This is a genomic window from Streptomyces boncukensis (assembly GCF_011045075.1).
GTDB classification, from domain to species: Bacteria; Actinomycetota; Actinomycetes; order Streptomycetales; family Streptomycetaceae; genus Streptomyces; species Streptomyces boncukensis.
The window spans coordinates 1-11,881 of the sequence record NZ_JAAKZZ010000214.1 but is presented as its reverse complement, the minus strand read 5'-3'; the positions used below and the strand labels follow the sequence as shown (position 1 = coordinate 11,881).

Annotated in this window: 8 protein-coding genes; 5 read left to right on the top strand and 3 right to left on the bottom strand. The window is 71.7% G+C overall.

Translation table 11 applies throughout. The features are described from left to right. Positions 1 to 33: 33 nt before the first annotated feature. Entirely contained in the window at positions 34 to 3,579 is a 3,546-nt protein-coding gene (gene dnaE / locus G5C65_RS20145; protein WP_165300280.1) for a DNA polymerase III subunit alpha, read from the bottom strand. A 220-nt stretch (positions 3,580 to 3,799) separates the two neighbouring features. Here dnaE and G5C65_RS20140 point away from each other — a divergent pair, with 220 nt between their 5' ends. From G5C65_RS20140 to G5C65_RS20125, 4 genes are all read left to right on the top strand, one after another. After that, entirely contained in the window at positions 3,800 to 4,483 is a 684-nt protein-coding gene (locus G5C65_RS20140; protein WP_338146540.1) for a hypothetical protein, read from the top strand. Positions 4,484 to 4,621: 138 nt separating this feature from the next. After that, positions 4,622 to 5,365 carry a thioredoxin domain-containing protein gene (locus G5C65_RS20135; RefSeq protein WP_165300279.1) on the top strand — a complete coding sequence of 248 codons (744 nt, stop codon included), beginning with the start codon at positions 4,622 to 4,624 and terminating at the stop codon, positions 5,363 to 5,365. Positions 5,366 to 5,483: 118 nt separating this feature from the next. Continuing rightward, positions 5,484 to 7,154, top strand: coding sequence for an alkaline phosphatase D family protein (locus tag G5C65_RS20130; protein WP_165300278.1), 1,671 nt, complete (start codon positions 5,484 to 5,486; stop codon positions 7,152 to 7,154). A gap of 5 nt (positions 7,155 to 7,159) precedes the next feature. Further along, positions 7,160 to 8,788 (top strand): serine/threonine-protein kinase, encoded by a 1,629-nt coding sequence (locus G5C65_RS20125; protein ID WP_165300277.1) that lies wholly within the window; start codon positions 7,160 to 7,162, stop codon positions 8,786 to 8,788. Between the two features lie 24 nt (positions 8,789 to 8,812). Here the strand turns inward: G5C65_RS20125 and G5C65_RS20120 are convergent, their stop codons facing one another. Then, entirely contained in the window at positions 8,813 to 9,385 is a 573-nt protein-coding gene (locus G5C65_RS20120; protein ID WP_165300276.1) for a dienelactone hydrolase family protein, read from the bottom strand. Between the two features lie 119 nt (positions 9,386 to 9,504). Between G5C65_RS20120 and G5C65_RS20115 the strand changes: the two genes are divergently transcribed. Continuing rightward, positions 9,505 to 10,566, top strand: coding sequence for a mechanosensitive ion channel family protein (locus tag G5C65_RS20115; protein ID WP_165300275.1), 1,062 nt, complete (start codon positions 9,505 to 9,507; stop codon positions 10,564 to 10,566). Between the two features lie 274 nt (positions 10,567 to 10,840). On the opposite strand, the gene G5C65_RS20110 is transcribed toward G5C65_RS20115, so the two are convergent. Further along, positions 10,841 to 11,782, bottom strand: a complete 942-nt coding sequence (locus tag G5C65_RS20110; RefSeq protein WP_165300274.1) for an RluA family pseudouridine synthase — start codon at positions 11,780 to 11,782, stop codon at positions 10,841 to 10,843. Between the last annotated feature and the right edge of the window lie 99 nt (positions 11,783 to 11,881).

Genomic DNA, 11,881 nt, shown 5'->3' with positions numbered 1-11,881 from the left:
GGGCGCCCCTCTTCACATCTTCACATCCTGTTATCAGCTCGCGAGGCAGGCGGGCCCCAGCAGCTCCTTGAGGTCGCCGAAGAGCGCCGGGTCGGGCGTCACCCGGTGCCGGTCGAGGCGGAGCACCGTGGTCTTGCGGGTGCCCTGGAGCCGGACCCGGACCTCGCTCGCCCCCCGGTGCTGGGTCAGCACATACCCCAGCTTCTCCACCAGCGGCGGTGTGATCTTCACGGTCGGGATGGTGATGGTGACCGGCGCGCTCGCGGACACCTCGCTCAGATCGGGGATCATCAGCTCCATCGCGACCAGCCGGGGCACGTCCTCGCGCTTGTCCAGCCGCCCCTTGACGAACACCACCGCGTCCTCGACCAGCTGGGTGGAGACGAGCTGGTAGGTGGCGGGGAAGAACATGCAGTCGATCGAGCCGGCCAGGTCCTCCACCGTGGCGATGGCCCAGGCGTTGCCCTGCTTGGTCATCTTCCGCTGCAGCCCGGAGATGATGCCGCCGATGGTGACCACCGAGCCGTCCCCGTAGTCCCCTCCCGTGAGCTGGGCGATGGCGGCGTCCGCCTTCTCGTTCAGCACGTGCTCCAGGCCGAACAGCGGGTGGTCGGAGACATAGAGCCCGAGCATCTCGCGCTCCTGGGCGAGCAGATAGGTCTTGTCCCACTCCTCCTCGGAGAAGGTGACGTCGAGCCCGAAGCCGGGGCCGGAGTCCTCCGTCTCGCCCCCCAGGTCGCCGAAGAGGTCGAACTGGCCCTCGGCCTCCTTCCGCTTGACCTGCACCACGTTGTCGATCATCGGCTCGAACTCGGCGGTGAGGCCCTTGCGGGTGTGCCCCATCTCGTCGAACGCGCCGGCCTTGATCAGCGACTCGACGGTGCGCTTGTTGCAGACCACCGCCTCGACCTTGTCCAGGAAGTCGGGGAAGGAGGTGTACCGCCCCTTGGCCTTGCGGCACTTGACGATGGAGTCGACCACGTTCTGCCCGACGTTGCGCACCGCGGTCAGCCCGAAGACGATCGTGGAGTCGTCGCGCGAGGTGAAGTTGGCCTCCGACTCGTTCACGTTCGGCGGGAGGACCTGGATGCCCATCTTGCGGCACTCGTTGAGGTAGACCGCCGACTTGTCCTTGTCGTCCCGCACCGAGGTGAGCAGCGCCGACATGTACTCCGCGGGGTAGTTGGCCTTCAGATACGCGGTCCAGTACGTCACCAGGCCGTACGCGGAGGAGTGGGCCTTGTTGAACGCGTATCCGGCGAAGGGCACCAGCACGTCCCAGACGGCCTGGATGGCCTCGTCCGAGTAGCCGTTGTCGCGCATGCCCTTCTGGAAGTTCACGAACTCCTTGTCGAGAACCTCCTTCTTCTTCTTGCCCATGGCCCGCCGGAGGAGGTCGGCCTGGCCGAGCGAGTACCCCGCGAGGATCTGGGCGGCCTTCTGCACCTGCTCCTGGTACACGATCAGGCCGTGGGTGATGTCGAGGACCTCTTTGAGGGGCTCCTCCAGCTCCTTGTGGATCGGGGTGATCTCCTGGCGGCCGTTCTTCCGCTCGGCGTAGTTGATGTGCGAGTTCATGCCCATCGGCCCCGGGCGGTAGAGGGCCGAGACGGCGGAGATGTCCTCGAAGTTGTCCGGCTGCATCTGGCGCAGCAGGGAGCGCATCGGGCCGCCGTCGAACTGGAAGACGCCGAGGGTGTCGCCCCGGCACAGCAGCTCGAAGGTCTTGGCGTCGTCCAGTGGCAGATCCAGCAGCTTGAGGTCGACGCCCTTGTTGCCGCGGATCATCTTGACCGCGTCGTCCATGATGGTGAGGTTGCGCAGGCCCAGGAAGTCCATCTTCAGCAGGCCCAGCGACTCGCAGCTCGGGTAGTCCCACTGGGTGACGACCACGCCGTCGTTCTTCGGGGAGAAGATCGGCGCGTGGTCGATGACCGGCTCGCTGGACATGATCACGCCGGCCGCGTGCATGCCCATCTGGCGGACCAGGCCCTCGATGCCCATGGCGGCGTCGATGACCTTCTTGACGTCCGGCTCGTTCTCGTACATCGAGCGCACCTCGGCCGCCTCGCTGTAGCGCGGGTGCTGGGAGTCGGTGATACCGGAGAGCGGGATGCCCTTGCCGAGCACGTCGGCGGGCATGGCCTTGGTGATGCGGTCGCCCATCGCGTACGGGTAGCCGAGCACGCGGGAGGCGTCCTTGATGGCGGCCTTGGCCTTAATGGTGCCGTAGGTGCCGATCATGGCGACCTTGTCGGCGCCGTACTTCTCCGTGACGTACCGGATCACGTCACCGCGCCTGCGCTCGTCGAAGTCGATGTCGACGTCGGGCATGGTGATGCGCTCGGGGTTGAGGAACCGCTCGAAGATCAGCCCGTGCACGACCGGGTCGAGGTCGGTGATCCCCATGGCGTACGACACGATGGAGCCCGCCGCCGAACCGCGGCCCGGACCGACGGCGATGCCGTTGTCCTTCGCCCAGTTGATGAAGTCGGCGACCACGAGGAAGTACCCCGGGAAGCCCATGTCGACGATGACCTTCATCTCGTAGTCCGCGAGCTCCTGGCGGTCCTGGGGGACGCCGCCGGGGTAGCGGCGGAGCATGCCGCGCCGGACCTCCTCCTTGAACCAGGACACCTCGTCGTACCCCTCGGGCACGTCGAACTGCGGCATCAGGTTCTTCGGGACGAACATGCCCTCCGTGTCCACCCGCTCGGCGATCAGCAGCTGGGTGTTGCGGCAGCCCTGCTGCCAGGCGTCGGAGGAGTCGATGGCGTACATCTCGGCGGCGGACTTGAGGTAGTAGCCCGCGCCGTCGAAGCTGAAGCGGTCCGGGTCGGAGAGGTTGCTGCCGGTCTGGATGCACAGCAGGGTGTCGTGGGCCGAGGACTCGCGCTCGTAGGTGTAGTGCGAGTCGTTGGTGACGACGAAGGGGGCGCCGATCTTCCTGGCGATCTCCTCCAGGCCGTCCCGCGCCCGCTTGTCGATGTCGATGCCGTGGTCCATCAGCTCGACGAAGAAGTTCTCCTTGCCGAAGATGTCCTGGTACTCCCCGGCGGCCTGCAGGGCCTCGTCGAACTGGTCCAGCCGGATCCTGGTGCTCACCTCGCCGGACGGGCAGCCGGTGGTGGCCATCAGCCCGTCGGCGTACTCCGCGAGCAGCTCGCGGTCCATCCGGGGCTTGCGGAAGAAGCCCTCCAGGCTGGCCCGGGACTGGGCGCGGAAGAGGTTGTGCAGCCCCGTGGCGTTCCGCGCCCACATGGTCATATGGGTGTACGCGCCGTTGCCGGAGACGTCGTCGCGCTTCTGGTGCGGGGTGCCCCACTTGACCGGGCGGTTGTTGCGGCGGTGCTCGGGGGCGAGGTACGCCTCGATGCCGACGATCGGCGTGACCCCGGCGTCCTTCGCGGAGTGGAAGAAGTCATAGGCGCCGTGCAGATTGCCGTGGTCGGTCATCGCGATATGGGACATGCCCATCTCGTTGCACGCCTTGAACATGTCGTCCAGCCGCGCGGCGCCGTCCAGCAGCGAATACTGAGTGTGCACGTGCAGATGCGTAAAGGGCTGCTGCTGGGTCACGGCGAAGGACACCTCCGGGCACGGCTCATCCAGGACGCCTCGGAGTCTACGACCCGCCACCGACACCGGGGGCGCACCCGTGCCGGTGCCCCGCCTTCCGTAACGGACGGATACCGGAGCGGTGGAGACCGTGCCGCGGGTCACGTCCTTTTAGGGACCGCTTACGCCCGCGCATGGCAGACTCGGTCGACGAGCCCGAGTGCAGAGGGATGGGTCAGGCGTGGGTACGGCGACAGTACGGACAGTGCGGGCGGCGGTCTTCACCGCGCTCTGCGTCACGCTGTCCGCGGGTGCGCATGTGCTGCTCTCCGGAGAGCCCGTGCCCGTCACCCTGTTCCTGGCCGTCGCCGCCGGGGTCTTCCTGGTGGCCTTCGCGCTGGCGGACCGCGAGCGCGGCTTCGCCGGCATCGCCGCGCTGCTCGTCCCGCTGGAGCTGACGGCCGACACGATCTTCACCACGGGCCAGCACGCCTGCTACGGGCAGGCGGGCGGCCCGGTGACCGGTCCGCTGCGCTCCGTCGGCGTCGACCTGCTGTGCGGCGGGGGCGGCGTCGGAACGCCGCTGGCGCGGATGGCGGCGCAGAGCGGCGGCACCGGCCCGGTGCCGCCGGGCACCGCGGCGAGCGTGCCCTGGCTGCTGCTCGTCGCACACCTCGCCGTGGGTCTGCTGGCCGCCTGCTGGCTGCGGCGCGGCGAGGCCGCCGTCGCCCGGCTGCTGCGGGCCGCCGCCGCTGCCGCTTTCCGGCCGCTGCGGCTCGCCCTCGCGATCTGCCGCGCGGAGACGACCGCGCGCCCCGGTGCCGCGCCGCGCACCCCGCTCGTCCGCGCGCCGCGCGCCCTGCCCCTGCTCAGTTACTCCGTACACCGTCGCGGACCGCCCGCGCTCGGCGCGTCCGCAGTGTGACCGCCTGACCACGGCCCGCGTCCCCGGGAGCCCGGTGCTCCCCGTGGCCGTCCGGCCGCGCGCGGTCGCCCGTCCCCAGACCGCCGGCGCGCGCGTCCCCGTCGTGCGCGCCTCCCCCACACACGGAGAAGACCAGACATGAGCAAGCGCAACAGCCAGGAAGCCAAGCGCCAGGCCCGCGAGCGGCTGCGCGTCGAGCGCGAGCGGCAGGCGAAGAAGGACCGGATCCGGCGGCAGCTGATCGTCGGTGGCTCGGTCGTGGCCGTCCTCGCGCTGGTGACCGGCATCGGCGTCGCCGTCGCGAACATGGGCGACGACAAGGAGACCAGCGACAAGGACCTGGCCGTCACCACCGGCGGCGCCAAGGCCAAGAAGACCATCGACGTCTACGAGGACCTGCGCTGCCCGGCGTGCGCCCAGTTCGAGCAGTCCATCGGGCACACGCTGCAGGAGGGCGCGGACGACGGCAAGTACAAGCTGCGCATCCACCTGGGCACGATCATCGACGACAACATGGGCGGCAAGGGCTCCAGGAACGCCGCCAGCGCGCTGGGCGCCGCCAAGGCGGTGAGCACCAAGGCGTTCACCGAGTACAAGGAGAAGCTGTTCTCCAAGGAGTTCCACCCCCAGGAGCAGGACGACAAGTTCGCCGACAACAAGTACCTGCTCAAGGTCTCCGACGAAGTGCCCGCGCTCAAGGACAACAAGAAGTTCGAGAAGGCCGTCAACAGCGACAAGTACGGCGGGTGGGCCAAGGAGATGATCGCCAGCTTCAACGGCGCCGGGGTCAAGGGCACGCCCACCGTCCGGGTCGACGGCGAGGACATCGACACCGCCGAGCTCCCGAACAAGCTCAAGGAGTTGGGCGTGGACGTGAAGTGACGCACGGGGAGGGCGGGTCCCCGGCGGCGCCCGGTGCGCCCTCGCTCGGTGACTCTTCATCAAAGCGTCACCGAGGAGACCTGCCCTCCGCTGCTACCCGTACGTAACATCCCGGCTCGTGACCCAGCAGACGAGCACACCCAACCCTGACCTGTCCCCGTCGGCGCCGCGCCGCCGGACCGTCGTCGCCACCGCGGCCGGTGCGGCCGGCGCGGCGCTGCTGCCGCTGGCGGGCGCGTCCGCGGCCCGCGCCGCGGACGCGCCCGCCTTTCTGCACGGCGTCGCCTCCGGCGACCCGCTGCCCGACGGCGTCCTGCTGTGGACCCGGGTAACCCCCGAGCCCGGCGCCGGGCCGGGCTCCGGGCGGGGCGGGCCGGTCGCGGTGGAGTGGGAGGTCGCGGCGGACCGGGAGTTCACCCGGCTCGTGCAGCGCGGCACCGCACGCGCCGAGGCGGCCTCCGACCACACCGTGAAGGCCGACGTCCGCGGCCTGGACCCGGCCACCGCCTACTGGTTCCGCTTCACCGCCGACGGCGTCCGCTCCCCCGCAGGGCGCACCCGCACAGCGCCGGACGGGGCCGCGCCGGACGGCAACCTCCGCTTCGGGGTGGTCTCCTGCTCCAACTACGAGGCCGGCTACTTCGCCGCGTACCGCCATCTCGCGGCGCATCCGGACCTCCAGGCGGTACTGCATCTCGGGGACTACATCTACGAGTACGGCCACAGCGAGTACCCCACAGGGGACGATGTCGTACGCGACGTCCGGCCGGGGCACGAGATCGTCTCCCTGGCCGACTACCGCATACGCCACGGCCACTACAAGACCGACCCGGACCTGAAGGCGATGCACGCCGCACACCCGCTGATCGCCATCTGGGACGACCACGAGTTCGCCAACGACGCCTGGCGGGGCGGCGCCGAGAACCACGACCCCGAGACCGAGGGCGCCTGGAAGGACCGGGTGGCCGCCGCCAAGCAGGCGTACTTCGAGTGGCAGCCGGTGCGCACCTCCACCGAGGGCACCACCTACCGTCGGCTGCGCTTCGGCGACCTGGCCGACCTGCACCTGCTCGATCTGCGCTCGTTCCGGGACGCGCAGGCGCCCGTCGGGGACGGCGGCGCCATCGACGACCCGGACCGCACGATCACCGGGCGCAGACAGCTCGACTGGCTCAAGTCCGGCCTGGCCGGCTCCCGGGCCCGCTGGAAGCTGGTCGGCAACTCGGTGATGATCTCCCAGGTCGCCTTCGGCTCGCTGCCCGCGCGGTTCCTCGGCCCGCTCGCCGAGCTGCTGGGCGTCCCCAGGGAGGGCCTGGCCATCAACACCGACCAGTGGGACGGCTATACGGACGACCGCCGCGAACTCCTCACCCACCTGCGCGACAACCGCGTCACCGACACCGTCTTCCTCACCGGTGACATCCATATGAACTGGGCCAACGACGTGCCGGTGCGCGCCGCCGACTACCCGTGGAAGGCGCCGGTCGCCACCGAGTTCGTGATCACCTCCGTCACCTCGGACAACCTCGACGACCTCCTGAACGTCGCCCCCGACACCGTCTCCGGCCTCGCCGAGGCGGCCGTCCGCGCCGCCAACCGCCATGTGCGGTGGGTGGACATGGACTCGCACGGCTACGGCGTGCTGGACCTCACCGCCGAACGCGCCCAGATGGACTACTACGTGCTCTCCGACAAGACCGACAAGAACGCCACGGCCGCACACCGCCGCTCCTACCGCACCGCGTCGGGCAGCCAGCGCGTCGAGCGCGCGCGCCGGCCCGTACGCTGAACCCCATGGCAGGGGGAGCTCACGGAGCACACGGGCAGATCGTCGGCGGCCGCTTCGAGCTGCTGGAGCGGCTCGGCAGCGGCGGGATGGGCACGGTGTGGCGCGCCCGGGACACCGCGCTGCACCGGGAGGTGGCGCTGAAGGAGGTGCGCCCCGACCCCTCGCTGACCCCGGACGACTCCGAGGCCGCCCGGCTGCTGCGGGAGCGCGTACTGCGCGAGGCGCGCGCCCTCGCACGGCTCAGCGACCCGCATGTGGTGACGATCCACCACATCGTGGACGAGGGGCCGTACCCCTGGCTGGTGATGGAGCTGGTGCCGGGCGCCACGCTCCAGGACCGGCTGGCCGGCGGCCCGCTGGAGCCCGGCGAGGCCGCCCGCCTCGGCCGCGAGGTGCTGGCCGCGCTGCGCACCGCGCACGCGGCCGGCATCCAGCACCGCGACGTCAAGCCCGCCAACGTGCTGCTGCGCGCGAACGGTTCGGCGGTGCTGACGGACTTCGGCATCGCCGCGCTGCAGGGCTCGTCGACGCTCACGGCCACCGGCGAGTTCCTGGGCTCCCCCGAGTACATCGCCCCGGAGCGCATCCGGGGCACGGACGACGACCCCGCCGCCGACCTGTGGTCCCTCGGCATGACCCTCTATGTCTGCACCGAGGGCCACAGCCCGCTGCGCCGCGGTACCACCCTCGCCACCCTCGCCGCCGTCCTGGACGACCCGGTGCCGCCGCCGGTGCGCAGCGGCGCGCTCGCGTCCGTACTGGACGCGCTGCTCGTCCGGGACCCCGCGGCGCGGCCCGACGCGGTACGGCTGGACGCGATGCTGGCCCAGGCCGAGGCGGGCCGTGCGCCGGAGGCCGGGCCGCCCCCCGCGCCGGCGCCGCACCACCCGCCGACCGTGCCCTCGGCGAGCCCGCAGCCCCCGCCCGGCGCCACGCTGACCGCCGGCCGGCCGGAGCCCCCCGCGCCGCCCTCGCGGCGCGGGCGCGCGGCGCTGGTCGCCGCGGCCGCCGTGGTGGCGGCGGCGCTGATCGCGGGCGGCACCTATCTCGCGGTCCGGTCGGGGGACGACGGGAAGGACGCGTCCTCGGGCACGGTGACCACGTCCCCGACCGCCCAGTCGGACGAGCGCGGACAGGGCCGGGACCGGGACCGGGAGCAGGAGCGGAGCCAGGATCCCGGCCCTGACCGGGAGGAGACGCCGGACGGCGAGCGGTCGGGGAACGCCACCGGGAGCCCCGAGCGCTCCCCGTCCGCGGACAGATCCCCGTCCCCTCGGACAACACCGGGCCGCGCCGGCGGGGACCCCGTCGACACCTGGGTGGCGCAGCTGGGCTCCGTCTCCAAGGCCAAGGGCACCGCGGCCCGCGACGCCATGCACACATCGCTGAACGCGAAGGTGGGCGGCGTGCGGTGGGTGGACAGCGGCGACTACGGTTCGCTGCGCTCCGGGTACTGGATGTTCTACCACCCGGGCCCGTTCGACAGCGGGACGGCGGCGGCCGACTGGTGCACGGACCAGGGCCTGGCGGACTCCAACCAGTGCCTCGGCCGGTATGTCAGCCGCTCCGCCGCCGACCGCGTCTACCTCTGCTCCCCGGACAAGTCCGAGGCGACCGGCCGCTGCCGGCGGTGATCACCCGCGGCGCGCCCGGCTCCGCTACACGGCGTCCAGGAAGCCCAGCGCGTAGCGCCACGCCTCCTCGGCGGCCTCCTTGTCGTAGTCGTCCAGCTCGTCGTCCAGGAACAGATGGCCCGCGCCCGGGTAGCGGTAGACCTCCACATCGGCTCCCGCCCGCCGCATCCGCAGATACCAGGCGTTCTGCCAGTCGTGCGGCTCGAACGGGTCGGGGTCGGCGACGTGCAGCTGGACGGGCAGGTCGCTCGCGGAGGCGTCGTCGGCGATGTCCGAGGTGCCGGAGAACAGCAGCAGCCCGCGCGCCTTCGTATCGGCGAGCGCGAGGCTCTGGGCGAGGGCGCCGCCCAGCGAGAACCCGGCGTAGACCAGGCCCCGCTCCGACAGCGGCGCCGCGGCGGCGACGGCCCGGCGCAGCAGCTCCTCCGTGCCGAACTCGTCCTTCAGCTTCATCCCCGCGTCCACCGTGGGCGCGGTGCGGCCGTCGAAGAGGTCGGGCGTGTGCACCTCGTGTCCGGCCGCCCGGATCCGGGCGGCCGCGCTGTGCACGGCCGGGCGCAGCCCGTAGGCGGAGTGGAACAGCACAACGGTGGCCACGAGTGTCACATCCTTCACAAAGGGCGCCGCGTTGCCGTCCTGCGGCGGGTTTCCCCTCATGGTGCCAGGTACGGTCGTCGGTGGCCTGCCCCCTACGAGAAGACCGTGGAGTCACGACCATGGAGAACGTGCTGCGGCCGCTCGTCGTGTTCGGCGGTGCGCTCCTCCTCGCGTACGTCCTCGCCTGGGCCGTCGACCGGACCCTGGTCCGCCTGGACCGGCGGCACCCCGAGACCCCGATGTGGGGCCTGCTGCGGGGCGGCCGGGTGCCGCTCCAGGCCGTGCTCTTCGTCGCGTTCGTGAGCGGCTTCTTCGACAGCACGCACCTGGCCAAGGGCCACCGGGAGACGGTCGACCTGTGGCTGCGGATCATCCTGATCGCGGCCTCGGCATGGCTGATCCTGCGGGTCGTCGCCGCCATAACGGAGACGGCGGCCGCCCGGTACTCGGGCGCCACCCACGACCGGGCGCGGGCCCGCCGGGTGCGGACGCAGCTCACGCTGATCCAGCGGATGGCGACCGCGGTCGTCACCGTGATCGCGGTGGCGGCGGTGCTGCTCCAGTTCCCCGGGATGAAGACGTTCGGCACCTCGATGCTGGCCTCGGCCGGTGTGCTGGGCATCGTCGCCGGTATCGCGGCCCAGTCCACGCTGGGCAACCTCTTCGCGGGGCTGTCCATCGCGTTCGGCGACCTGGTGCGGATCGGCGACGAGGTGGTGGTCGACGGCGAGCTGGGCACGGTGGACGAGATCACCGTCTCCTATCTGGTGGTCCTCACCTGGGACGAGCGGCGCATCACGATGCCCGTCTCGTACTTCACCAACCAGCCCTTCGAGAACTGGTCCCGCGGCGGCACCCAGCTGACCGGCACCGTCTATCTGCACCTCGACCACGCGGCGCCCATCGCGGAGATCCGGGCCAGGACGGAGGAGCTGGTGCGCGCCAGCGACCACTGGGACGGGCGCAGCTGGAGCCTGGTGGTGACGGACACCACGCCCACCACCGTCGAGGTGCGCGCCGCGGTGACGGCCCGCACCTCGGACGACCTGTGGGCGCTGCGCTGCGCGCTGCGGGAGCAGCTGCTGGCGTGGCTGCGCGAGTCCCACCCGGAGGCCCTGCCGGGCGTCCGGTTCATCCAGCCCCCGCTCACCCCGGCGCGGGAGGCCGCGGAGCCGCGCTGAGCCTTCTCCGGCGGATCGTGCCGGATCGGGCTCTGCCCCTTGCTGTTTCGTCGCAGAGTGCGGGTGCTCTGTGGCTGGTCGCGCAGTTCCCCGCGCCCCTGAAGCGCCCCTGCCGGGCGCCAGGGCGCCCCCCAGGGGCGCGGGGAACCGCGCGAGCAACCTCCCCCAAGCTCTCGGCTTCGCTCGAGCAGGGGGGACCCCCATCTCAGCCGCGGACTGCGACGCACCGGCAGGGGCAGCCCCTGCCCAGCACGATCCGCCGGACACAGCACACCTACGCGCTCTCGGAGCGGACGCGGTCGAGGGCGCGCTGGAGGTCCTCGGGGTACGCGCTCTCGTACTCCGCCCAGCGCCCGTCGGCGGGGTGCTCGAAGCCCAGCCGCACGGCGTGCAGCCACTGCCGCTCCAGGCGCAGCCGCTTGGCGAGCGTCGGGTCGGCCCCGTAGGTCAGGTCGCCGACGCAGGGGTGCCGGTGCGCGGCCATGTGGACGCGGATCTGGTGGGTGCGCCCCGTCTCCAGCTTGACGTCGAGCAGGCTGGCGGCGCGGAACGCCTCGATCAGGTCGTAGTGCGTCACCGAGGGCTTGCCGTCGGCGGTGACCGCCCACTTGTAGTCGTGCTGCGGGTGCCGCCCGATGGGCGCGTCGATGGTGCCGCTGAGCGGGTCGGGGTGGCCCTGGACGAGAGCGTGGTACCGCTTGTCGACGGTGCGCTCCCGGAACTGCTGCTTGAGCAGGGTGTAGGCCCGCTCCGACTTGGCGACCGCCATCAGCCCGGACGTCCCGACGTCCAGCCGGTGCACGATGCCCTGCCGCTCGGCGGCGCCGGAGGTGGAGATGGCGTACCCGGCGGCGGCCAGCCCGCCGATCACGGTCGGCCCCGTCCAGCCGGGGCTCGGGTGGGCGGCGACCCCGACGGGCTTGACGATGACGACGATGTCCGCGTCGTCGTGCACGATCTCCATGCCCTCGACCGGCTCGGCCACCACCTGCACGGGGCGCGGCTGCCCCGGCAGCTCGACCTCCAGCCACGCGCCGCCCTGCACCCGGTCCGACTTCCCGGCGGGTGAGCCGTCCAGCAGCACCTTGCCGCCCGCGGCCAGCTCGGCCGCCTTCGTACGCGAAAAACCGAACATCCGAGCGAGCGCGGCGTCCACGCGCTCGCCTTCGAGGCCGTCCGGTACGGGCAGGGTGCGGATCTCAGGAAGCGTGCTCACCTGATCGAGTATGCCGGACGGGCGACACCTCCCCTCACCCGCGCGGCCCGCTCCGGAGTGCGCGGGCCCCCGGCCGCCCGGACGGTCGAGGCATGACAG

What these genes read in the sequence shown, in the direction of transcription:
- G5C65_RS20115 (WP_165300275.1), top strand. Translation starts at nt 9,505, where the DNA reads ATGGAGAACGTGCTGCGGCCGCTCGTCGTGTTCGGCGGTGCGCTCCTC.
- G5C65_RS20135 (WP_165300279.1), top strand. Translation starts at nt 4,622, where the DNA reads ATGAGCAAGCGCAACAGCCAGGAAGCCAAGCGCCAGGCCCGCGAGCGG.
- G5C65_RS20125 (WP_165300277.1), top strand. Translation starts at nt 7,160, where the DNA reads ATGGCAGGGGGAGCTCACGGAGCACACGGGCAGATCGTCGGCGGCCGC.